This is a genomic window from Aeromonas sp. ANP5 (assembly GCF_963870295.1).
In the GTDB taxonomy this organism is placed as follows: domain Bacteria; phylum Pseudomonadota; class Gammaproteobacteria; order Enterobacterales; family Aeromonadaceae; genus Aeromonas; species Aeromonas veronii.
In genome coordinates this window covers 169,257-190,376 of the sequence record NZ_CAWMRY010000003.1, presented here as the reverse complement: position 1 = coordinate 190,376, position 21,120 = coordinate 169,257, and the positions used below count along the sequence as shown (strand labels likewise).

Genomic DNA, 21,120 nt, shown 5'->3' with positions numbered 1-21,120 from the left:
TCTTTGATGGCGTTACCCTCTTGGGCGAATCAGCTCAAGAGCGTACGAATCTGGCCATCACCGGATAACACCCGGGTGGTGCTCGATATGAGCAGCGCCCCCAATTACAACTACTTCACCCTCACCGGCCCGGATCGGCTGGTGATCGATCTGAAAGGGGCGAGCAACGCCGCCAATCTGGCCCGGATCGAGAACAACAGCGAACTGGTGCGCAAGATCCGCCAGAGCACTCCGCTGGAGAAGGGCGGTCTGCGGCTGGTGATGGATCTCAGCTCCGCCATCAAACCGGTGGTCTTTCCGCTGGCGCCTGCCGGACCCTATGGCCACCGTCTGGTCATCGACCTGCCTTATGAAGAGAAGCGCTCGGCGGCAGCGGTGCAATCTACGCCTGTCGGTGGCAAGGGCAAAGGGGTGGTGATTGCCATCGACCCGGGCCACGGCGGGGAAGACCCAGGCTCCATCGGCCCGCGCCGTACCTACGAGAAGCGGGTCACGCTGGCGGTCTCCCAGAAGCTGGCGGCACTGATCGACCGCGAGCCGGGGATGCGTGCCGTGATGACCCGTCGTGGCGACTACTTCGTCGATCTCAACAAGCGCTCCGAGATTGCCCGCAAGGCCAAGGCGGATCTGCTGGTCTCTATCCATGCAGACAGTTTTCATAACTCGACCCCGCGCGGCGCCTCGGTCTGGGTCCTCTCGACCAACCGTGCCAACCGCGAGATGGGCAGCTGGCTGGAGAAGCAGGAGAAGCAGGGCGAGCTGCTGGGCGGTGTCGGCAAGGTGTTGGCGGAATCCGATCCCAACCCCTATCTGGCACAGACCTTCCTCGACCTCTCAATGGACAAGTCCCGTGCCGAAGGGTATGACGTCAGCCGCCAGATCCTGCGCTCCATGGGCAAGGTTGCCCGACTGCACAAGAAGGCGCCGGAGCACGCCAGTCTGGCTGTGCTGAAGGCGCCGGATATTCCCTCGGTGCTGGTGGAGACCGGTTTTATCTCCAACCATGCGGAAGAGAAGCTGCTGGCCACCGCCAGCTATCAGGACCAGCTCGCCCGCGCCATCTTCGAGGGGATCCGCAACTACTACCGCGCCCACCCGACCAAGGGGGCCATGCTGACCGGCAAGGGGCAGGTGAGCCAACCTGCCGCTACTCGCCCTGCACCGGTAGCCCGGCAGCCGGTGAGCCAGCCCAGGCAGACACAGTCGCAGCCGGTAGTGACCAACAAGATGCCCGCCACCGCCCGCGACGGCGGTGCTGGGAGCGGCTCTGGCGCCGGGGTGATCAAGCCTTACTCGGCGGCAGCGCAGGAGAGCGGTGCACCGGTCAGCAGTGTGGGGGACTATGACAAATCGCGGATGCTCCGCCATGTGGTCAAACGGGGCGAGAGCCTCTCCCGCCTTGCCGAGAAGCATGGGGTGAGTCAGTCTACTTTGGTGGAGATCAACCAGCTGCGCAGCCGGGATATTCAGATTGGTCAAACAATCTATATTCCCCAGCAAGGGCAGAGCCGCGCTGCCGCCCCCGTTCGCAGTGACGACAAGTCGCAGATGATCCGCCATGTGGTCAAGCGGGGCGAGAGCCTCTCCCGCCTTGCAGAGAAACATGGGGTGAGTCAGGCTCGGCTGGTAGAGATCAACAAGCTCAAGTCGCGGAATATTCAGGTAGGGCAGGTGCTCTACATTCCGCAAAACTGACGCGCGGGAGCGGGTGATGCCGCTCCCGCTGTTAGCGAATACCATCAGCAAGATTGAAATTCAGGAGTAAATGATGCCGATCCGTATATTGCCCCCTATCCTTGCCAACCAGATTCCGGTTGGTGGAGAGGTGGTGGAGCGGCCCTCCTGGAGCCTTAAGAGACTGACCATCCGCAAGATAGAAATTCAGGAGTAAATGATGCCGATCCGTATTTTGCCACCCATTCTGGCCAACCAGATTGCAGCCGGAGAGGTGGTGGAGCGGCCCTCTTCTGTGGTGAAAGAGCTGGTGGAAAACAGCCTGGATGCGGGGGCCGACCGGGTCGAGATCGACATCGATAAGGGGGGCGCCAAGCTGATCCGCATCCGTGACAACGGCTGTGGCGTCGCCAAAGATGAGCTGGTGCTGGCGCTGTCGCGTCATGCGACCTCCAAGGTGGCCACGCTGGATGATCTGGAAGGGATCAACAGCCTCGGTTTTCGTGGCGAGGCGCTCGCCTCCATCAGCTCGGTCTCCCGTCTCACCTTCACCTCCCGTACCGCCGAGCAGTCCGAAGCCTGGCAAGCCCAGGCGGAAGGGCGCGAGATGAGCGTCACCATCAAGCCGGCGGCCCATCCGGTGGGCACCACGGTGGAGGTGGTGGATCTCTTCTTCAATACCCCCGCGCGGCGCAAGTTCATGCGCAGCGAAAAGACCGAGTTTGCCCACATCGACGAGCTGGTGCGCCGCATCGCGCTCTCCCACTTCGATGCCACCCTGATCCTGCGCCACAATGGCAAGGTGGTGCGCCAGTACAAGGCCGCCAATACCGTGCCGGAGCAGGAGCGTCGCCTCGCCGCCGTTTGCGGCACCCCCTTCATGCACCATGCGCTGGCGGTGGAGAGCGAGCACAGCGATGTGCGGCTGTGGGGCTGGTTGGCGACTCCGGAGGGGGCAAGACCGCAAAACGATCTGCAATACACCTATGTCAACGGCCGGATGATGCGCGACAAGCTCATCAATCACGCCATTCGTCAGGCCTATGACGAGCTGCTGCCTCCCGATCGCTTCGCCGCTTATGTGCTCTATATCGAGCTGGATCCCCGTCAGGTAGATGTCAACGTCCACCCGGCCAAGCATGAGGTGCGCTTCCATCAGGCGCGGCTCATCCACGACTTTATCTTTCAGGCGCTGTTTACTGCGCTGCGCCGCGAAGGAGTCAGCGCCGCTCATCAGGACGCGCCGATGGCCGAAACCCTGGTCGAGTTGCCGGTCAGTCCGCAGATTGAATATCCCGGTCAGGCGCCACGCCCTGAGTGGTACGGTGCCGAGCACAGCTACCGGGCACCTGCACAGGTACGGGAGGGGGCTGGCCGAGCCAGCAATTATCAACCGCCCGAGCCCCCAAGCCGTGAGGCGATGCGCGGCATGGGCGCTCTGCTCACTACGCTGCCTATCGCAGCTGAGGCTGCTCCTGCGCAGCCCACTGATCCAGTGCCGTCACCTAAACAGGGGGGATGTCGCGCCCTGACACTGGTGGAGCAGGCCTACCTGTTGATCGAGCGGGATAATCAGCTGGCGCTGCTTTCGCTGGTACGCGCCGAGCGGGTGCTGCTACGCCACTGGCTGCTGGAGACCTGGGGCCAGGGACTGGCGGCCCAGCCGCTGTTGCTGCCGGTCTCCTTCAAATTGCCGAAGAATTTGATCGCGCTGGTGACCGAGCAGGAACGTTTGCTGAAACGGATGGGGCTGGAGTTGAAAAGCGGGGGGGGCGACACCATGATCCTGACTCGGGTGCCGGCTCTGCTGCGCCAGACCGATCTGGTGCGTCTGTTACCCGAATTGCTGCAAATTATCGAGGGCGGATCTGACAGTGATGCTGGTCAGCAGGCTGAAGTATTATGCCAATGGCTGGTGGAGCAGGGGATAAGCCGCGAGAAGATATACGATTTTTCAACTGCCAGTCGTCTGCTGACGGAACTTGTGACTGATTTCAGTGACCAACTGGCAGACATTCGCATGGTGCGCCCCCTTTCGCTGGCGACCGTGCTGGAGGAGTTTGAACATGGCGAGTGACTTGCCGACCGCAATTTTTCTGATGGGGCCGACGGCCTCCGGCAAGACGGATCTCGCCATTGAACTGTGCCAGGCATTGCCTTGCGACATCATCAGCGTCGATTCTGCGCTGATCTATCGCGGCATGGATATAGGTACGGCCAAGCCGACTGCCGATGAGCTGGCGCGGGCCCCGCACCGGCTGATCGACATTCTTGACCCCGCCATGAGCTATTCGGCAGCCGATTTTTGCAAGGATGCCCTGCGGGAGATGAAAGAGATCGCCGACCGTGGCCGCATTCCGCTGCTGGTAGGCGGCACCATGCTCTATTTCAAGGCGCTGCTGGAGGGATTGTCCCCATTGCCCTCTGCCGATCCCGCCATTCGAGCCGGGATTGAGGAAGAGGCTGCACGCCTCGGTTGGCAGGCGCTGCACGATGAGCTGGTGCGCATCGACCCGGTGGCCGGGGCGCGGATCCACCCTAATGACCCGCAGCGACTCTCCCGGGCGCTGGAGGTCTACCGCATCAGCGGCAAGACCCTTACCGAGCTGACGCAGGTGCAGGGGGAGGGCTTGCCCTATCGGGTGCTGCAGTTTGCCATCGCCCCGAGCGATCGCGCCGTGCTGCATCAGCGTATCGAACTGCGCTTTGACAAGATGCTGCAAGGCGGCTTTGAACAGGAGGTTCGTGCGCTGATGGCGCGCGGCGATCTGACCCCGGATCTCCCCTCCATTCGCTGTGTGGGTTATCGCCAAATGTGGGACTACCTGTGCGGTGAAGTGGGGTATGATGAGATGCGTTATCGTGGCATTGTTGCCACACGCCAATTGGCAAAACGACAGATGACCTGGTTGCGCGGCTGGCCCGATGTGACCTGGTTGGAATCTGGTGAGTCTGGCAATCTCGACCGCGTGCTTGCTCGCGCTGGTGCGGCTTGACACTCCCTGTATAATCAGGTTGTTATATTGATATTCGGTGTTTAAAAACAACAAACTATAAGGAAAAGAAAAATGGCTAAGGGGCAATCTCTCCAAGACCCGTTTTTGAATGCGCTGCGCCGTGAGCGGATTCCTGTTTCTATCTATTTGGTGAACGGCATCAAACTGCAAGGTCAGATCGAGTCTTTTGACCAGTTTGTTATCCTGCTGAAAAACACCGTGAGCCAGATGGTTTACAAGCACGCCATCTCGACTGTCGTTCCGGCCCGTGCCGTCAATCATCACCAGCCCACTCCGGGTGGCGCGGCTGATGAACAGGGTGATGCCGAGGCGTGATATCCCTGGGCGAGTCGACTCGCCAACTCAGATTCATCATGATTCCTGTTAAGGAGCAAGCGCTTGTTTGACCGTTATGAAGCTGGCGAACAGGCCGTTCTGGTGCATGTCAACTTCAGTGATGAGGGTGAGCGGGAGGATCTGGAAGAGCTCAAGATGTTGGTGAGCTCGGCCGGAGTCAATGCGCTGGGGGTAATTACCACCAGTCGCAGTGCGCCCAGTGCCAAATTTTTTGTCGGCAGTGGCAAGGCTGAAGAGATCGCGTCCCAAGTCCAGATGCTGGATGCCGACGTTGTCATCTTCAACCATGCCCTGACCCCTGCCCAGGAGCGCAACCTGGAGCGTCTGTTCCAGTGCCGGGTGGTGGACCGAACCGGCCTGATCCTCGATATCTTTGCCCAGCGCGCCCGAACCCACGAAGGTAAACTGCAGGTCGAACTGGCCCAGTTGCGCCATCTTTCCACTCGTCTGGTGCGAGGCTGGACCCACCTTGAGCGTCAAAAGGGCGGGATCGGTCTGCGTGGCCCGGGTGAAACCCAGCTTGAAACTGACCGACGTCTGCTGCGCGAACGCATCAAGGCGATTTTGCGTCGGCTCGACAAGGTGGCCAAGCAGCGGGAGCAGGGACGCCGCGCCCGCAACCGCAACGAAGTGCCGACGGTGTCACTGGTTGGTTATACCAACGCCGGAAAGTCCACTTTGTTCAACCAACTTACAGCTGCCAGCGTGTATGCTGCCGACCAATTGTTCGCAACTCTGGATCCCACCCTGCGTAAACTGGTGATCCGGGATGTGGGTGATGTGATTTTGGCGGATACAGTTGGATTTATTCGGCACTTGCCCCATGATCTGGTCGCGGCCTTCAAGGCGACCCTGCAGGAGACCCGTGAAGCGGATCTGCTGCTGCATGTGGTGGACTGTGCCGATGAGCAGATGCAGGAGAATATCGACTCCGTGCAGCAGGTATTGGCCGAGATTGAAGCCGATGACAGGCCCCAGCTGATGATCTGCAACAAGATCGACAAGCTGGCGGATCGTCCGGCAGGTCTGGAGCGAGATGACGAGGGGCGCCCGTTGCGCGTCTGGTTGTCGGCCCAGACTGGTGAAGGTTGTGAGCATCTGTTTACGGCGCTGACCGAATTGCTGGCTGGCTCCATGGTGCATCACACCCTGCAGTTGCCTCCTTCTGCCGCGAGATTGCGCAGTGCGCTCTATCAGCTGAAAGGGATTGAGCAGGAAGGTTTTAGCGAGGAGGGGGATTTCGTGCTGGAAGTCCGCTTGCAAGTGGCCGACTGGAACCGCCTCGTGAAACAGGAAGGTGAGAGTTTACAACGCTTTATCAGGCATTGATTCGTCGATGAAGATGAACCCTTAGGGGCTTCTCAACGTATGATGGCCCGATAGAGATGATATCCATCCGCATGTATTAATGGAGACGCTGATGGCTTGGAATGAGCCTGGTAACAACGGCAAAGACCGTGACCCTTGGGGGAATAACGGCAAGAATCAGGGACCCCCTGATCTGGATGAAATGCTGCGCAAAGTGAGTCGCCGTTTCGGTGGCTTGTTTGGTGGCGGCAAATCTGGCGGCGATGTAGGTCGCTTTGGTATCTCCATCGCGCTGGTTGTGGCTGTGGTGGTGTGGGTTGTCAGCGGCTTCTACACCATTCGCGAAGCGGAGCGTGGTGCCGTGCTGCGGTTTGGCAAGTTTTCCCATATTGTCGAGCCGGGCCTGCGCTGGAAGCCGACCTTTATCGATCAGGTGATCCCGGTGGACGTCGAGTCCGTGCGTTCCCTGCCTGCCTCCGGTTTCATGCTGACTCAGGATGAGAACGTGGTACGGGTCGAGATGGACGTGCAGTACCGTGTGGTCAATCCCGAGCAGTATCTGTTCAGCGTGACCAATGCCGACGAGAGTCTGGGTCAGGCCACCGATAGCGCACTGCGCTACGTGGTGGGTCATACCCGGATGGATGACGTCCTGACTACCGGTCGTGAGAAGGTGCGTCAGGAGACCTGGCAGGTGATCGATGGCATCATCGAGCCTTACCAGATGGGTCTGCAGATCGTCGACGTCAACTTCCTTCCGGCACGTCCGCCGGAAGAGGTGAAAGACGCCTTTGATGACGCCATCTCCGCTCAGGAAGATGAACAGCGCTTCATTCGTGAAGCAGAAGCCTATGCCCGTGAAGTGGAGCCCAAGGCCCGTGGTCAGGTGAAGCGTCTGGAGCAGGAAGCGGAAGCTTACAAATCCCAGATCGTGTTGAAAGCCCAGGGTGAAGTCGCTCGCTTCAACGAGCTGCTGCCCCAGTATCTGGCTGCCCCCGAGCTGACCCGTGAGCGTATCTATCTGGAAACCATGGAAGAGCTCTATCAGCAGGCCAACAAGGTGGTGGTCGACATGCCGGCTGGCAACAACAGCATGATCTACCTGCCGCTCGACAAGCTGTCTGGCAAGCCGAAGGCTGCCCAGTCTGATCGTGCCACTGTCGCCCCGGTCACAGAGCAGGTCCCCGTTTCCAACGAGGGTGCCAACTCTACCCCGACAATGCCGCTGCGCAGCGGTGACCGCTTCAGCTCAGGGAGAAACTGATAGATGAAAAAGCTAGCTATTGGTGCAATCGCTGTCGCGGCCATGGTCTGCTTCTCCTCTGTCTTTATCGTTGATGAAGGTCAGAAGGGGATTGTGGTGCAGTTTGGCAAGGTGAAGCGGGTTGACTCCGGTGAACCCCGCCTCTATGAGCCGGGCCTGCACTTCAAGGTGCCGCTCATCGACCAGGTTCGCAAGATGGATGCCCGCATCCAGACCATTGACAGCCAGGCCGACCGTTTTGTCACCTCCGAGAAGAAAGACCTGATCATCGACTCCTACGTGAAGTGGAAGATCGAGGACTTCTCCAAGTACTACCTGGCAACTGGTGGTGGCAACAAGCTGCAGGCTGAAGATCTGCTCAAGCGCAAGATCAACAATGGTCTGCGTTCAGAGATCGGTAACCGCACCATCAAGGACATCGTCTCCGGTGAGCGCAGTACCGTGATGGAAGATGCCCTGAAGAAGATGGCGCGCTCCTCCGAGCTCGGTATCAAGGTGGTGGATGTGCGGATCAAGCAGATCAACCTGCCGGTGGAAGTCTCCAACTCCATTTACCAGCGGATGCGTGCCGAACGTACCGCTGTGGCCCGTGAGCACCGCTCTCAGGGTCGCGAGAAGGCTGAAATCCTGCGTGCCGATATCGACCGCAAGGTGACCGTCATGATCGCCGACGCCGAGAGTAACGCTCGCCAGCTGCGTGGTGAAGGGGATGCGGAAGCCGCCAAGATCTATGCCGACAGCTACAAGAAAGACCCCGAGTTTTTCAGCTTCGTGCGTAGCATGGAGGCCTATCGCAAGAGCTTTGCCGGTGGCAACGACCTGATGGTATTGAAGCCGGACAGCGAGTTCTTCCGTTACCTCAAGTCTCCTCACGGCACCAAGCAGTAATCGCCACGAGGTCACATTCAAAGGGTCTGCATTGTCAGACCCTTTTGTTTTTGGTGCCAATGCCAGCCGTTGACCCGAGGGGCTGGTTGCATTGAAGGAGGTCGGATGCTGACATCCATGCTGATGGGGTTGGGATTGCTGTTGTTGTTCGAGGGGCTCGGCCCGCTGTTGATGCCCAGGGCATGGCAGCAGATGTTGCGGCTGCTGAGCGATCAGCCACCGGAGCAGTTGCGCCGTATCGGCGGCTCGCTAGTGGTGGCAGGTAGTGTGATCCTCTGGATGCTGAGTCGCTGAGTCTGTCGCAATGAACAGTTCAGCAGATAGCAGACAATAAAAAAGAGGCCGAAGGCCTCTTTTTTCATGCATCTCGTTTACTCAGGCACTGCGCTGCACGGCCATGTGGGCCAGTGTTTCCAGCGCCTGTTTGTGCGGGGAGTCCGGCAGGATGGCGAGGGCGGCAATGGCCTTGTCGGCCTCTTCTCTGGCACGCATGCGGGAGTACTCCAGCGCGCCAGTGCGGTCGAGAATGCCGAGGATCTGCTCAAGATGTTCCATACCGTTGCGGTGCAGGATGGCATCGCGCACCAGCTGGCGCTCTTCCGGCGTGCCCACTTCCATGGCACGCAGCAGCGGCAGGGTCGGTTTGCCTTCGGCCAGATCGTCGCCGACGTTCTTGCCCATCTCTTCGCTCTGGGAGCAGTAGTCCATCACGTCATCGATGATCTGGAACGCGGTGCCCAGATACTTGCCGTAATCGGTCATGGCCTGCTCGACGGGCTCGGGCTGATGGGTCAGCACGGCGGCAAGGCGAGTGGCGGCCTCGAACAGCTTGGCGGTCTTGCAGTAGATGACCGTCATGTAGCTCTCTTCGGTAGTATCCGGATCGTTGCAGTTCATCAGCTGCAACACTTCTCCTTCGGCGATGGTGTTGGTGGCATCCGAGAGGATCTCCATCACCCGCAGGTTGGAGAGTTCGGCCATCATCTGGAAGGAGCGGCTATAGAGGTAGTCACCGACCAGCACGCTGGCGGCATTGCCAAACATGGCGTTGGCTGTCTCCCGGCCACGGCGCAGGTCGGATTCGTCGACCACGTCGTCATGCAGCAGGGTAGAGGTGTGAATGAATTCGATGATGGCGGCCAGTTTCAGGTGATCCTCACCCTCATAGCCCAGCGCACGCGCAGCCATCACGGTCAGCATGGGGCGCATCCGTTTCCCGCCGGCGCTGACAATGTAGAAACCCAGCTGATTAATCAGACTAACGTCGGACTGGAGTCGGGCCAGGATCAGTTCATTGACCGCCGTCATGTCGGCGGCACAGAGCGCACGGATAGTCTGTTGGTCCATAAGTCTCGTAACGTGACAGCAGCAATAACTGCGATTTTAGTAATGGCAGGGATTCTACACGATTTCACAATGGGTTACAGTTAGGCGTTTATCCACGGCGGCAGATATGCGCACAAAATAAACTTTTTGCTAAATTGGCCTTGCCTGAGCAGATCGATTTGCGTAGAATGCCCGCCCATTGTTATAGGTTTTTGCGCATGTCTAGCCTTGAGCAAAAGACATGCCTTTACGGAGTTAATCAAATGTACGCGGTATTCCAAAGCGGCGGAAAACAACACCGTGTGGCCGAAGGTCAAATCGTTCGTCTGGAAAAGCTGAACGTTGAGACTGGCGCTACCATCGACTTCAATGAAGTTCTGATGGTTGCTGCAGGCGACACTTTTAAAGTAGGTGCTCCTTTCGTTGAAGGTGGCAAGGTTGTAGCTGAAGTTGTGGCTCACGGCCGTGGCGAGAAAGTGACTATCGTCAAGTTCCGTCGTCGTAAGCACCATCGTAAGCAAGCGGGCCACCGTCAGTGGTTCACTGAAGTCAAAATCACTGGCATCAGCGCTTAATTAGAGGAGTCCGATAAATGGCACACAAAAAAGCTGGCGGTTCATCCCGCAACGGTCGCGATTCTGAAGCTAAACGCCTGGGCGTGAAGCGTTTCGGCGGCGAAACAGTTCTGGCTGGCAGCATCATCGTTCGTCAACGTGGTACCAAGTTCCACGCTGGCACCAACGTTGGTCTGGGCAAGGATCACACCCTGTTCGCTACCGCGACTGGTAAAATCCTGTTCGAAGTTAAAGGTCCGCTGAATCGTAAGTACGTTAGCATCGTTGCTGAGTAATTACGGACCGCAAGGATCCGAAGCCCCGCCAACAGGCGGGGCTTTTGTTTTTCTGACGTCTTTCTGATGTCGTTGACGAAAAAACGGAACGCAGCTGACTTTGGCTCTGACGGGCATGATTGGCAAGATGCGTATCGCCCGCAGGGGTCTGTACCACTATAATTGCGTATCGGTTTTTCGAATTAAGGTGACGGTTACCTATGAAGTTTGTTGATGAAGTCCAGATTCGAGTCGATGCCGGTGACGGTGGTAACGGTTGTGTAAGCTTTCGCCGTGAAAAATATATTCCCAACGGTGGTCCGGACGGCGGTGACGGCGGTGATGGTGGCGACGTATATCTGATCGCCGACGAAAACCTCAATACCCTGATCGACTACCGTTTCGAGCGTTTCCATGCTGCCGAGCGCGGTGAGAATGGCCAGAGCGCCAACTGTACCGGTCGCCGCGGCAAGGACAAGATCCTGCGTGTGCCGGTCGGTACCCGTGCGACCGATGAAGATACCGGTGAACTGCTGGGGGATCTGACCCACCACGAGCAGAAGCTGCTGGTTGCCAAAGGTGGTTTCCACGGTCTGGGCAACACCCGCTTCAAGAGCTCCGTCAACCGTGCTCCCCGCCAGAAGAGTAACGGTACTCCGGGTGAAGTGCGTACCCTGAAGCTGGAGCTGCTGCTGCTGGCCGATGTCGGTATGCTTGGTCTGCCCAACGCAGGCAAGTCTACCTTTATTCGCGCCGTTTCTGCAGCTCGCCCGAAAGTGGCTGATTACCCCTTCACTACCCTGGTACCGAACCTGGGTGTGGTGCGTGGTGAGAACTCCCGCTCCTTCGTGATCGCAGATATCCCGGGTCTGATCGAAGGCGCTGCCGAAGGTGCAGGTCTGGGTATCCGCTTCCTGAAACACCTCGAGCGTTGCCGCGTACTGATCCACCTGGTGGATATCTGCCCGGTTGATGGCTCCGACCCTGCTGAAAATGCCGTGACCATCGTCAAGGAGCTGGAGAAGTACAGCCCGGAACTGGCTGGCAAGCCGCGCTGGTTGGTGTTCAACAAGATGGATCTGATCCTGGAAGAGGAAGCCCAGGAGGTGATGGATCGCGTCAAGGTGGCCCTGAACCACGAAGGTCCGGTTTATGCCATCACTGCCATCAGCAAGGAAGGCACCAAGAAGGTCTGCTACGACATTCTGGATCTACTGGATACCATGCCCCGTCAGCTGGCGGAAGATGCCAAAGACGCCATCGAGAAGGTGGAGTTCAAGTGGGACGACTACCACAAGAACCAGCTGGCCAAGGCTGAAGCGGAAGCACTGGCTGCTTCTCTTGCCTTCGATGAAGGGCTTGATGATGACGATTGGGATGACGACGAAGATGATGGCGTTGAAGTCATCTACGTCCGTGACTGATCCCCGTCACTCTCATTGAAAACCGGAGCCTGAACAGGCTCCGGTTTTTTTATGTCTATCGAGCAGCAACTCATTAGGTATATTTGTGATGCCACTTATTGCCTGCCACTGATAACCGATTATACTGCCCACCAAAATTAACAATAACGAAACAATCATCTGGCGATGTCGATTGAATCGATATGCGCCGCTGTATCTTATTGTTTTAATGGAAGGTTTGCCCGTGGAAATATTTATGCGCAAATTTCTGCCTTAATGGCTTGTTTGTGCATTTTTTTAGAGTATTCTTGCGCCGGCTTTGCTGGTTAATGCATGAATACGCAGGTTGGCCGGGCTAGGGAAAAGTAACATTAGGGCAGTCATATCATGTTGGAAAAGAGTCTCGAAGCACCTGCGGTCAATACTCGCCGTAATTTGTTGATGTTTCTGGTTCCGTCACTTATCGGGATCCTGCTGTTCATGACGCCGGTCGTCTATGACGGTAACGTCACCATCCCGGTGGCCGTGCTGGCCAAGCTGGTGCAGCGTGTTTTTGCCGATTATCTGGTCGCCATGGTCAGTGCGGTGATCACCACCACCATGCTGATGACGGTGATTGCCTGGTTGTTCAAGCCGGCGATTCTGGTGCGTCGTCCTTTCCTCAACAGCTTGTTCAATGTCTCCCCTTTCTGGGCCTGCGTGCGGGTATTGGGCGGTATCTTCGTGCTGCTGACCTTCTTCCAGGTGGGGCCAGAGGTGCTTTACTCCGGCGCAACCGGTGGACTGGTGCTCAACGATCTGCTGCCGGTGCTGTTTTCGGTCTTCATTTTTGCCGGCCTGCTGCTGCCGTTGCTGCTCGATTTCGGGCTGCTGGAATTTGTCGGCACCATGATGACCCGCATCATGCGTCCTGTCTTTCGGTTGCCGGGCCGCTCCGCAGTGGACTGCTTTGCCTCCTGGCTTGGCGATGGCAGCGTCGGCATCCTGCTGACCAGCAAGCAGTACGAAGGGAAGTTCTACACCCAGCGTGAAGCTGCGGTGATTGGCACCACCTTCTCTGCGGTCTCAATCACCTTCTGTCTGGTGGTGATCTCCCAGGTGAAGCTGGAGCACATGTTCGTCCCCTTTTACCTGACCGTCTGTCTTGCGGGGGTGGTCGCCGCTATCGTGGTGCCGCGTTTGCCGCCACTTTGCTGGAAGAAGGACATCTATGCCGATGGCACTCCCCTGTGCCGCAAGCAGGAAGCAGTGCCGCACCAGCACAGCGTGATGAGCTATGGCTTCGAGCGGGCGCTGACCAAGGCTGACAGCATGACTGATCTCGGCGCAGTCGCACGGGAAGGGGTGAAGAATGCACTGGATATGGTGTTTGGCGTGCTGCCGGTGGTGATGGCGATCGGTACCTGTGCCCTGATGCTGGCCGAACATACCCCTATCTTCAACTGGCTTGGCGCCCCGTTTATCCCCTTGCTGGAGCTGCTGCAACTGCCGGAGGCGGAAGCGGCTTCCAAGACCATCATGGTCGGTTTTGCCGATATGTTCATTCCGGCGGTGCTGGCCTCGACCATCGAGAGCGACATGACCCGCTTCGTGATTGCCGCCATGTCGGTAACCCAGCTGATCTATATGTCGGAAGTGGGCGCCCTGCTGCTGGGCAGCAAGATCCCGGTCAAGCTGTGGGAGTTGTTCGTTATCTTCCTGCTGCGCACTCTGGTTACCTTGCCGGTTATTGCCGGGGTGGCACACCTGCTGTTCTAAGGGCGCAGCGCAGTGAAAAACGGTCAACCTCGGTTGACCGTTTTTTTATGGCTTTTCCTCTTTTCTCCGGGCTTGATGGATTACGCGGGTTATTCGCAAAACGTCCTGCCTTGCAAGGTGTGGGTCATTCGCCGTGGGCTGAGTGTGGGTAACAAGAGAGAAGGGCCTGCGGGCCCTTGCTCATCAGTGTCCCTGCGGGTGGGGCTGTGCCGGCTTGCGGGGACACTGCACCAGCAGGGTATGGATGGTGTAGGTGCTGATCTGGGGGAAGCTCGGGCTAAATCCCCTCATCGGGTCGGTGCCCCCCATGTTCATCTGAACCTTGGTGAAGGTGTGCTGGCTGCGATCGGTTTCCTGATAGCCCTGCGGACAGCTCAAGCTTGCCTGTTGCTGGCAATCATCCGGCGCACTGCACTCGATCTGGAATCGTTGCAGCGAGGAATCTGCGGAGGTGAGCTCAGTGACAGTGGCGGGGGCGCAACCGGACAGCGTCAGCGCGCCCAGCAGAACGAGATGTTTTGACATAGATAACCTGAACTGTGTGGTGTGACAAAGAGTGAGGAGGAGTCTATTGCTCCCCCTTCGCTATAGGGGCACCGTTATAACCAGCTGGGGGCGCTCAGGCCAGCCCGCAAATGTAAGAAAATATGATCCCCCCCGGGCTTGCGAGGCCAGCAGGATGAGCGTTCAAACAATACTTGCCTGAGATTTGTTCCGTTCGATTGCTGCCGCTTGGCAGGCAGAGTGTGGCAGGAGATAGTGATTCATTCAGGTATCTCGTGCTACATTGCCCCACTTGTTACTGGCCTGTAAATCAATGGAGTGACCCATGTCTGCCATCCCCTATTCCGTGCTCGATCTGGTGCCTGTTGCCGAAGGTTCCGTGCCTGCCGAGTCGTTTCGCCGTTCACGGGATCTTGCCCGCCATGCCGAGGGTTGGGGTTACCAGCGCTACTGGCTGGCCGAACATCACAACATGCCGGGCATTGCCAGTGCCGCCACCTCGGTGCTGATCGGCCATCTGGCCGAAGCCACCACCACTTTGCGGATCGGCGCGGGTGGCATCATGCTGCCGAACCACTCGCCGCTGGTGATTGCCGAACAGTTTGGCACCTTGGCTTCTCTCTATCCCGACCGCATCGACCTTGGCCTTGGCCGCGCCCCCGGTACCGATCAGCGCACCATGCGGGCGCTACGGCGTATGTGCAGTGGCGAGGTGGATGATTTTCCGGCCGATGTGCGCGAGCTCATGAGCTACTTTGGCGACGAGATTGGCGTGGTGCAGGCGGTGCCCGGTCAGGGATTGCATCTGCCCATCTGGCTGCTGGGCTCCAGCCTCTACAGCGCGCAACTTGCGGCGGCGATGGGCTTGCCGTTCGGTTTTGCTTCCCATTTTGCGCCCGCCATGTTGCTGCAGGCGCTGGAGGTCTACCGTAGCCAGTATCGCCCCTCTGCTCGCTGGCCCAAGCCCCATGCGGTGGTCTGCATCAACATGATCGCCGCCGACAGCGAGCGGGAGGCCCGCTTCCAGTTCACTACAGTGCAGCAGCAATTCTTGCGCCTCCATCGCGGTGATGCGGGCAAGCTGCCCGCGCCGGTCGTCCAGCTTGGCGATGAGTGGGCACCTCGTGAGTTGATGGCGATGGAGCAGACCCTTGCCCGCTCTCTGGTGGGCAACCCGGAGCAGGTTCGTCATGGCCTCAAGGCGCTGCTGGCGGAAACCCGTGCCGATGAGCTGATGTTCAATGGGCCCATCGTCGATCATCAGGCCCGACTGCGCTCCTTTGAAATTGCCGCCGAGCTGATGCAGAGCCTGTAAGCCATGACGAACCCTACTGTCGCGGTGGATGAGGTGTATTGGAATCCCATGGTACCGGAGCTGTCGGTTACCGATCTGGCTCGATCTCTGGTTTTCTATACCGGTTTGTTGGGCTTCTCGGTCCGCTATCGGCGCGATGACCCTCCTTTTGCTTATCTTGAGCAGCAACAAATACAGCTGATGCTGGAGCAGGTACATCCGGCGGGTTGGCAGGTCGGGGCGCTGCAGCCACCGTTCGGTCGGGGAATTAATCTGCAGATGGAGCTGACCGAGATCCAGCCGCTACTCGACCGCTTGCAGGCCGCCGAGATTGCACTTTTCCGGCAGCCCACTGAGGTCTGGTATCCAGTGGGCGAGATGCTGGCCGGGCAGCGCGAATTTTTGCTGCAGGATCCCGATGGTTATCTGTTACGGTTTGTGCAATATCTGGGGGAACGAGCGGCTGACTGACAAGATCAAAATCTTAACCATCTGATTTTAAAGGACTGTCAGATGTATGTCGGCTATCTGTCGTGTCACCTTTCGCGGCGCAAGCCCTATGCTGGCCCTGTCAATTACCACAAGGAGTTCGAGATGATCGTCAGGAAGTTGAGATTGCAACGGGGTTGGTCTCAGGATCAGTTGGCAACGTTGACTGGTTTGAGTGTCCGCACTATCCAGCGGATCGAGCAGGGGCAGCAACCCGGACTGGAATCTCTCAAGGCCCTGGCCGCCGTCTTTGAACTCGATGTGGCTCAACTGGATGGATCAGAGCAACAGGAGCGCGAGATGAGAGGAAGTGACACTATGGGTCAGGATGCGGTGCAGGTATCGGCAGAGGAGCGGTCGGCAATGCGCTATGTGGAGGAGCTCAAGGGCTTCTATCACCATGTCGCCAGCTATGTGGTGGTGATCTGCGGGCTGTTTGTCATCAACTACCTGAGCAATCCGGAGTACATCTGGGCATGGTGGCCAACCCTGGGTTGGGGGCTGGGACTTGCCTCCCATGCTGTTCGGGTGTTTCAGCCCTTCAAGCTGTTTGGCCCCGAGTGGGAGCGGCGCCAGATCGAGAAGCGGCTGGGGCGCAAGTTGTAACTTCATTCCGCCGGAAAACAGGGAACCTAAAACAGCAAGCCCGGCAACCTGCCGGGCTTTGTTATTGGAGCGGGTTGTTGCCATCCGTGCGGCAGCGACCGCCAGATTGCAGCGCACTCCCTAGCTGGCGTGAACCGGGCAGGGGGTGGCGATCAGGGCATCATCCTCGTAGCGCCACAGGGTGAGGCTGTTGCCCCAGACGCAGCCGGTATCGAGCGCCTTGATATCGCTCTTGCCGGTGTTGCCCATCAGGGCCGCCCAGTGGCCGAACACCAGAATGGGGTCATCCACGTGGTGTTCGCGCTGTTCGAACCAGGGACGCAGCCCCGGGGTCGACTCCTTGGGCCCCTTCTTGCATTTGAAGTCGAGACGACCGTCGAAATAGCAGAAGCGCATCCGGGTGAAGGTGTTGATGATGTAGCGGTAGCGGTCGATCCCGACCAGATCATCTTTCCAGCCATCGGGCTGGTCGCCGTACATGTTGTGCAGCAGCCAGCTGTACTGGTCACCGCGCAGCAGGCTCTCTACCTCGCGGGCGCAGTTGCGCGCGGTGCGGACATCCCATGCGGGGGAGATCCCGGCATGCACCATCATGATGGGCAGATCCGGATGTTCGGCCAGTAGCGGGCGGTGGCGCAGCCACTCCAGCAGTTCATCCCGATCAGGGGCATCCATCAGGCTTTGCAGCTTGTCTTTCTTCTTGAGCGGTGCAACGCCATCGGCGACCGCCAGCAAGTGCAGGTCGTGGTTGCCGAGCACGGTAACGGCGCGGTTGCCCAGCCCTTTGACAAAACGCAGGGTATTGAGGGAGTCCGGGCCGCGGGCGACCAGATCGCCGCAGAGCCAGAGCACGTCATTTTCGGGATCGAACGTGGCAAGATCCAGCAGACGGCGCAAGTCGTCGTAACAGCCCTGGATGTCACCGACAAAACAGTTCGCCATGAAACCTCAGTTGATAATATTGGGGATGGCCAGCGTGAAGGGGGCGATGGGCGCCTCAAACTGCTGACCAGAGCCATCTTGCAGGGTATAGCTCCCTTCCATCACCCCAAACGGGGTCGCCAGCGGCACGCCGCTCTGGTAGCGGTAGGTCTCACCTTCGGCAATGACGGGTTGTTCCCCGACCACGCCTGGGCCTGCCACTTCCAGCATCTTGCCATTGGCATCGGTGATGAGCCAGCGCCGATGCAGCAGTTGCACCGGGCCGGGCCCCAGATTCTCAATCTCGATCAGATAGTGAAACTGGTAAGGGTCTTTGGAGCCCGCCACATACACGGGGTATGGGCGGATCTCGATGTGCGGGAGTGCCACAGGATCAGGCCTGTTGCTGATCCGCCAGCCAGTTGGCGATCATGACAAACTGCTCGAGGGAGAGATTCTCCGGGCGCAGGTTGCCATCGATACCAAGCTCGGTCAGCTGGGCGTCGGTGATGAAGTTGGAGAAGCTGTTGCGGATGGTCTTGCGACGCTGGCCAAAGCCTTCGGTACAGACGCGATTCAGACAACGAATGTCTTTTGCGACTATGGTCGGATTCTTGTGCGGGATCAGGCGAACTACGGCAGAGTCCACTTTCGGCGCCGGTTTGAAGGCGCCCGGGCCCACTTCCAGCACCGGCACCACCTGGCAGTAGTACTGGGTCATTACGCTCAGACGGCCATAAGCCTTGCTGCCCGGGCCGGCGGCCAGACGCAACACCACTTCCTTTTGCAGCATGAAGTGCATGTCTTCAACCCGGTCGGCAAATTCGCACAGGTGGAAGATGAGCGGGGTGGAGATGTTGTAGGGCAGGTTGCCGAAGATGCGCAGCGGCCCCTTGCCTTCACCCATCAGGGTGCCAAAGTCGAAACGCATGGCGTCCGCTTCGATGACGGTCAGCTTGTCTTTGAGTGTCGGGTGCTCGCGCAGGCGAGCTGCCAGGTCCCGGTCAAGCTCGACCACGGTCATTTTGTCCATCTGGGCGGCAACCGGCTCGGTCAGCGCGGCCAGACCCGGACCGATCTCCACCAGATTCTGACCCGGCTGCGGGTTGATGGCTGCGACGATCTGATCGATCACATACCGGTCGTGCAAGAAGTTCTGACCGAAACGCTTACGGGCCGTGTGGCCCATGTGCACCTTACTGCTCATATCTTTTTTTCTCTACCATCTTGATGGCGTGGTTAATCGCGGTGACAAGGCTGCCCGGATCGGCCAGGCCCTTGCCTGCCAGATCCAGCGCGGTGCCGTGATCCACCGAAGTGCGGATGAAGGGAAGCCCCAGGGTGATATTGACCGAACTGCCGAAGCCCTTGTATTTGAGCACAGGCAGCCCCTGGTCGTGGTACATGGCGAGTACCGCATCCGCATCCTTGAGGTATTTCTCCTGGAACAGGGTGTCGGCCGGTAACGGGCCGACTAGATCGATCCCTTCCTGGCGCAAAGTAGCCAGGGCGGGTTCGATCACGTCAATCTCTTCACGTCCTAGATGGCCACCTTCCCCGGCATGAGGGTTGAGGCCGCAGACGTAAATACGGGGTTTGGCGATGCCAAACTTGGTGGCGAGATCCTCGTTGAGGATCCGGATCACCTTGCCGAGGCGATCCTCGGTGATGGCCATCGCTACATAGGCCAGCGGAATATGGGTAGTCGCCAGTGCGACCCGCAGCCCCTCGGTTGCCAGCATCATTACCACATCGGCGGTGTTGGATTGCTGGGCAAAGAACTCGGTGTGGCCACTGAACGAGACCCCGGCCTGGTTGATGATCCCCTTGTGCACCGGTCCGGTCACCACGGCGGCAAATTCGCCGCTCATGTTGCCATCACAGGCGCGCTGCAGGGTCGCCAGTACATAGGCGCCATTGCCTTCGTTCAGCTCGCCCGGCACCACAGAGGCGCCGAGGGTGACCGGACAGACGGTCAGGGTGCCCGCCCGCTGCGGATGAGCAGGGGCGGTTGCGTCATAGGGCTCAAGCTCGATGGGCAGCCCAAGCAGGGTTGCTCGCTCGCGCAGCAGCGCCGGATCGGCGATCACCACCAACTGGTGGGGCCAATCCTGCCGGGCAATCTGCAGCACTAAGTCCGGGCCGATCCCGGCCGGTTCGCCCGGGGTAACGGCAAGGCGACGGCAGCTCATCAGCTACCGGCTCCTTCGATCTGGATGTAGGCCTCGTCACGCAGTTCATCCAGCCACGCCTGGGACTCTTCCACGAAGCGGCGATTGTAGATCAGCTGGTAGGCGCGCTGCTCCTGAGCCTTGTCGGTCGCATCCTGGCTGCGGCGATCTTCCACCTGCACGATGTGCCAGCCATGGCTGGTACGGAACGGGGCACTGATCTGGCCCGGTTGCAGACGGTTGACCATGTCGCGGAACTCGGGGACATAGACGTTGGGATCAGACCAGCCCAGTTCGCCCCCCTGCACCGCAGAGCCTGGATCTTCGGAGTACTTCTCCGCCATGCTGGCGAAGCTGGCCTTGCCGCTCTTGATGTCGTGCAGAATGCCATCCAGCATCCCCTTGGCTTTCTCTTCGCTCAAGATGATGGAGGGCTTGATCAGGATGTGACGTGCCTTCACCTCGGTCTGCATCACTTGCTGCTGACCCTTGGTGTCGAACACCTTGACGATGTGCAGGCCAGCGCCGGAGCGCAGCGGGCCGACGATGTCGCCCTTCTTGGCACCTTGCACCGCTTCCGCCATCAGGGTCGGCATCTCTTGCGGGCTCATCCAGCCCCAGTCGCCCCCTTCCAGCGCCTTGGGACCGTTACTCTCGGCAATGGCCAGTTTGCGGAAGTCGGCACCCTGCTTGAGGGCGGTCAGAATGCGCTCGATCTTGCTCTTGGCGGCATCCAGCTGGGCGGCAGTGGGGTTGTCCGGCAGGGCAATCTGGATATGGCCGACGTGGTATTCGTTCTGCTGTTGACCCTGTTTCTTCAGGATCTCCACCACCTGCTTCACCTCCTGCTCGGAGATGTTGATACGGCGGCGCACCTGGTTGCGGCGCACCTCGTTCATCAGGATCTCGCGGCGAACCTCTTCCCGATATTGGGCATAGGTCATCCCTTCACGGGCGAGCTGGGCCCGCAGCTGATCCAGGGTCATCTTGTTGTCGGCAGCGATGCCCTGAATAGCCTGTTCCAGCTGGGTGTCGCTGATCTTCAGCCCCTGGCGCTCCGCCAGTTGCAACTGCAGGCTCTCCTGGATCAGGCGATCCAGCGCCTGTTTGCGCAGGGTGGCATCGTCAGGCAGGGACTGGCCGCTCTCCTGAGCGGAGAGTTTTACCTTGTTGACCAGTGCGTCCTGTTGGCTGGACAGCACCACGTCCTTGTTGACCACGGCTAGAACCTTGTCCATCAGCTCGGGCGCAGCCAGTGCGGCCTGGCTCATGGCACCGAACATTCCCGCGGTCAGCAGGGCAATCAGGGTCTTTTTCATATCCATCTCTCAA

22 protein-coding genes are annotated in these 21,120 nt (G+C 58.9%); 15 read left to right on the top strand and 7 right to left on the bottom strand.

Annotated elements, in window-relative coordinates:
* Window positions 1–6 precede the first annotated feature (6 nt).
* The 8 genes from AACT07_RS03355 to AACT07_RS03320 all read left to right on the top strand — a co-directional run bounded on the left by AACT07_RS03355 (window position 7) and on the right by AACT07_RS03320 (window position 8,781).
* The gene (locus AACT07_RS03355; RefSeq protein ID WP_069526592.1) at window positions 7–1,695 is read left to right on the top strand and encodes an N-acetylmuramoyl-L-alanine amidase; all 1,689 of its coding nucleotides are present in this window, start codon (window positions 7–9) and stop codon (window positions 1,693–1,695) included.
* A 199-nt stretch (window positions 1,696–1,894) separates the two neighbouring features.
* Window positions 1,895–3,751, top strand: a complete 1,857-nt coding sequence (gene mutL, locus AACT07_RS03350; protein WP_069526627.1) for a DNA mismatch repair endonuclease MutL — start codon at window positions 1,895–1,897, stop codon at window positions 3,749–3,751.
* Complete coding sequence (miaA, locus tag AACT07_RS03345; RefSeq protein ID WP_083249905.1) at window positions 3,741–4,670, top strand: tRNA (adenosine(37)-N6)-dimethylallyltransferase MiaA; 930 nt, start codon at window positions 3,741–3,743, stop codon at window positions 4,668–4,670. Before mutL ends, miaA begins: the two co-directional genes overlap by 11 nt.
* Window positions 4,671–4,742: 72 nt before the next feature.
* Window positions 4,743–5,006, top strand: a complete 264-nt coding sequence (hfq, locus tag AACT07_RS03340; RefSeq protein WP_005339045.1) for an RNA chaperone Hfq — start codon at window positions 4,743–4,745, stop codon at window positions 5,004–5,006.
* A 63-nt stretch (window positions 5,007–5,069) separates the two neighbouring features.
* Window positions 5,070–6,356 carry a ribosome rescue GTPase HflX gene (hflX, locus tag AACT07_RS03335; RefSeq protein WP_005339043.1) on the top strand — a complete coding sequence of 429 codons (1,287 nt, stop codon included), beginning with the start codon at window positions 5,070–5,072 and terminating at the stop codon, window positions 6,354–6,356.
* 91 nt (window positions 6,357–6,447) lie between these two features.
* Window positions 6,448–7,599, top strand: coding sequence for an FtsH protease activity modulator HflK (hflK, locus tag AACT07_RS03330; protein WP_005339041.1), 1,152 nt, complete (start codon window positions 6,448–6,450; stop codon window positions 7,597–7,599).
* 3 nt (window positions 7,600–7,602) lie between these two features.
* On the top strand, window positions 7,603–8,487 hold the full coding sequence (hflC, locus tag AACT07_RS03325; RefSeq protein WP_005339038.1) for a protease modulator HflC: 885 nt from the start codon (window positions 7,603–7,605) through the stop codon (window positions 8,485–8,487).
* Window positions 8,488–8,592: 105 nt separating this feature from the next.
* A complete protein-coding gene (locus tag AACT07_RS03320; RefSeq protein ID WP_005339036.1) occupies window positions 8,593–8,781 on the top strand; it encodes a DUF2065 domain-containing protein in 189 nt (62 codons plus the stop codon).
* An 81-nt stretch (window positions 8,782–8,862) separates the two neighbouring features.
* Here the strand turns inward: AACT07_RS03320 and ispB are convergent, their stop codons facing one another.
* Complete coding sequence (gene ispB, locus AACT07_RS03315) at window positions 8,863–9,834, bottom strand: octaprenyl diphosphate synthase (protein WP_069526591.1); 972 nt, start codon at window positions 9,832–9,834, stop codon at window positions 8,863–8,865.
* A gap of 242 nt (window positions 9,835–10,076) precedes the next feature.
* Between ispB and rplU the strand changes: the two genes are divergently transcribed.
* The 4 genes from rplU to AACT07_RS03295 all read left to right on the top strand — a co-directional run bounded on the left by rplU (window position 10,077) and on the right by AACT07_RS03295 (window position 13,803).
* Window positions 10,077–10,388 carry a 50S ribosomal protein L21 gene (gene rplU, locus AACT07_RS03310; protein ID WP_005304210.1) on the top strand — a complete coding sequence of 104 codons (312 nt, stop codon included), beginning with the start codon at window positions 10,077–10,079 and terminating at the stop codon, window positions 10,386–10,388.
* Window positions 10,389–10,405: 17 nt separating this feature from the next.
* Window positions 10,406–10,663, top strand: a complete 258-nt coding sequence (gene rpmA, locus AACT07_RS03305) for a 50S ribosomal protein L27 (protein ID WP_005339028.1) — start codon at window positions 10,406–10,408, stop codon at window positions 10,661–10,663.
* Between the two features lie 200 nt (window positions 10,664–10,863).
* Window positions 10,864–12,066, top strand: a complete 1,203-nt coding sequence (gene cgtA / locus AACT07_RS03300) for an Obg family GTPase CgtA (RefSeq protein ID WP_005358317.1) — start codon at window positions 10,864–10,866, stop codon at window positions 12,064–12,066.
* 366 nt (window positions 12,067–12,432) lie between these two features.
* Window positions 12,433–13,803: a YjiH family protein gene (locus AACT07_RS03295; RefSeq protein ID WP_069526587.1), complete on the top strand. Its 1,371-nt coding sequence runs from the start codon at window positions 12,433–12,435 to the stop codon at window positions 13,801–13,803.
* 183 nt (window positions 13,804–13,986) lie between these two features.
* Here the strand turns inward: AACT07_RS03295 and AACT07_RS03290 are convergent, their stop codons facing one another.
* Complete coding sequence (locus AACT07_RS03290) at window positions 13,987–14,328, bottom strand: hypothetical protein (RefSeq protein ID WP_069526586.1); 342 nt, start codon at window positions 14,326–14,328, stop codon at window positions 13,987–13,989.
* Window positions 14,329–14,632: 304 nt separating this feature from the next.
* On the opposite strand from AACT07_RS03290, the gene AACT07_RS03285 reads away from it, so the two are divergent.
* From AACT07_RS03285 to AACT07_RS03275, 3 genes are all read left to right on the top strand, one after another.
* Window positions 14,633–15,622: a luciferase-like monooxygenase gene (locus AACT07_RS03285; protein ID WP_069526585.1), complete on the top strand. Its 990-nt coding sequence runs from the start codon at window positions 14,633–14,635 to the stop codon at window positions 15,620–15,622.
* 3 nt (window positions 15,623–15,625) lie between these two features.
* The gene (locus AACT07_RS03280) at window positions 15,626–16,072 is read left to right on the top strand and encodes a bleomycin resistance protein (protein WP_083249904.1); all 447 of its coding nucleotides are present in this window, start codon (window positions 15,626–15,628) and stop codon (window positions 16,070–16,072) included.
* Window positions 16,073–16,195: 123 nt separating this feature from the next.
* On the top strand, window positions 16,196–16,696 hold the full coding sequence (locus AACT07_RS03275; RefSeq protein ID WP_064338711.1) for a 2TM domain-containing protein: 501 nt from the start codon (window positions 16,196–16,198) through the stop codon (window positions 16,694–16,696).
* A gap of 120 nt (window positions 16,697–16,816) precedes the next feature.
* On the opposite strand, the gene AACT07_RS03270 is transcribed toward AACT07_RS03275, so the two are convergent.
* The 5 genes from AACT07_RS03270 to surA are packed head-to-tail and all read right to left on the bottom strand — an operon-like array spanning window position 16,817 to window position 21,107.
* Complete coding sequence (locus AACT07_RS03270) at window positions 16,817–17,638, bottom strand: symmetrical bis(5'-nucleosyl)-tetraphosphatase (protein ID WP_069526582.1); 822 nt, start codon at window positions 17,636–17,638, stop codon at window positions 16,817–16,819.
* 6 nt (window positions 17,639–17,644) lie between these two features.
* On the bottom strand, window positions 17,645–18,007 hold the full coding sequence (gene apaG, locus AACT07_RS03265) for a Co2+/Mg2+ efflux protein ApaG (RefSeq protein WP_069526581.1): 363 nt from the start codon (window positions 18,005–18,007) through the stop codon (window positions 17,645–17,647).
* A 4-nt stretch (window positions 18,008–18,011) separates the two neighbouring features.
* Window positions 18,012–18,824, bottom strand: a complete 813-nt coding sequence (rsmA, locus tag AACT07_RS03260; protein WP_005339016.1) for a 16S rRNA (adenine(1518)-N(6)/adenine(1519)-N(6))-dimethyltransferase RsmA — start codon at window positions 18,822–18,824, stop codon at window positions 18,012–18,014.
* Window positions 18,814–19,809 (bottom strand): 4-hydroxythreonine-4-phosphate dehydrogenase PdxA, encoded by a 996-nt coding sequence (gene pdxA / locus AACT07_RS03255; RefSeq protein ID WP_069526579.1) that lies wholly within the window; start codon window positions 19,807–19,809, stop codon window positions 18,814–18,816. The genes rsmA and pdxA overlap by 11 nt, the downstream gene beginning before the upstream one ends.
* Window positions 19,809–21,107: a peptidylprolyl isomerase SurA gene (gene surA / locus AACT07_RS03250; protein WP_069526625.1), complete on the bottom strand. Its 1,299-nt coding sequence runs from the start codon at window positions 21,105–21,107 to the stop codon at window positions 19,809–19,811. The genes pdxA and surA overlap by 1 nt, the downstream gene beginning before the upstream one ends.
* Between the last annotated feature and the right edge of the window lie 13 nt (window positions 21,108–21,120).

Bases quoted from the DNA above. Each gene is read 5' to 3' on its own strand.
- AACT07_RS03290 (WP_069526586.1), bottom strand. From the start codon at position 14,328: ATGTCAAAACATCTCGTTCTGCTGGGCGCGCTGACGCTGTCCGGTTGC.
- AACT07_RS03320 (WP_005339036.1), top strand. From the start codon at position 8,593: ATGCTGACATCCATGCTGATGGGGTTGGGATTGCTGTTGTTGTTCGAG.
- AACT07_RS03280 (WP_083249904.1), top strand. From the start codon at position 15,626: ATGACGAACCCTACTGTCGCGGTGGATGAGGTGTATTGGAATCCCATG.
- pdxA (WP_069526579.1), bottom strand. From the start codon at position 19,809: ATGAGCTGCCGTCGCCTTGCCGTTACCCCGGGCGAACCGGCCGGGATC.
- miaA (WP_083249905.1), top strand. From the start codon at position 3,741: ATGGCGAGTGACTTGCCGACCGCAATTTTTCTGATGGGGCCGACGGCC.
- rplU (WP_005304210.1), top strand. From the start codon at position 10,077: ATGTACGCGGTATTCCAAAGCGGCGGAAAACAACACCGTGTGGCCGAA.
- AACT07_RS03270 (WP_069526582.1), bottom strand. From the start codon at position 17,638: ATGGCGAACTGTTTTGTCGGTGACATCCAGGGCTGTTACGACGACTTG.
- hflC (WP_005339038.1), top strand. From the start codon at position 7,603: ATGAAAAAGCTAGCTATTGGTGCAATCGCTGTCGCGGCCATGGTCTGC.
- surA (WP_069526625.1), bottom strand. From the start codon at position 21,107: ATGAAAAAGACCCTGATTGCCCTGCTGACCGCGGGAATGTTCGGTGCC.
- hfq (WP_005339045.1), top strand. From the start codon at position 4,743: ATGGCTAAGGGGCAATCTCTCCAAGACCCGTTTTTGAATGCGCTGCGC.
- cgtA (WP_005358317.1), top strand. From the start codon at position 10,864: ATGAAGTTTGTTGATGAAGTCCAGATTCGAGTCGATGCCGGTGACGGT.
- rsmA (WP_005339016.1), bottom strand. From the start codon at position 18,824: ATGAGCAGTAAGGTGCACATGGGCCACACGGCCCGTAAGCGTTTCGGT.
- AACT07_RS03355 (WP_069526592.1), top strand. From the start codon at position 7: ATGGCGTTACCCTCTTGGGCGAATCAGCTCAAGAGCGTACGAATCTGG.
- ispB (WP_069526591.1), bottom strand. From the start codon at position 9,834: ATGGACCAACAGACTATCCGTGCGCTCTGTGCCGCCGACATGACGGCG.
- hflK (WP_005339041.1), top strand. From the start codon at position 6,448: ATGGCTTGGAATGAGCCTGGTAACAACGGCAAAGACCGTGACCCTTGG.
- AACT07_RS03295 (WP_069526587.1), top strand. From the start codon at position 12,433: ATGTTGGAAAAGAGTCTCGAAGCACCTGCGGTCAATACTCGCCGTAAT.
- rpmA (WP_005339028.1), top strand. From the start codon at position 10,406: ATGGCACACAAAAAAGCTGGCGGTTCATCCCGCAACGGTCGCGATTCT.
- AACT07_RS03285 (WP_069526585.1), top strand. From the start codon at position 14,633: ATGTCTGCCATCCCCTATTCCGTGCTCGATCTGGTGCCTGTTGCCGAA.
- AACT07_RS03275 (WP_064338711.1), top strand. From the start codon at position 16,196: ATGATCGTCAGGAAGTTGAGATTGCAACGGGGTTGGTCTCAGGATCAG.
- mutL (WP_069526627.1), top strand. From the start codon at position 1,895: ATGCCGATCCGTATTTTGCCACCCATTCTGGCCAACCAGATTGCAGCC.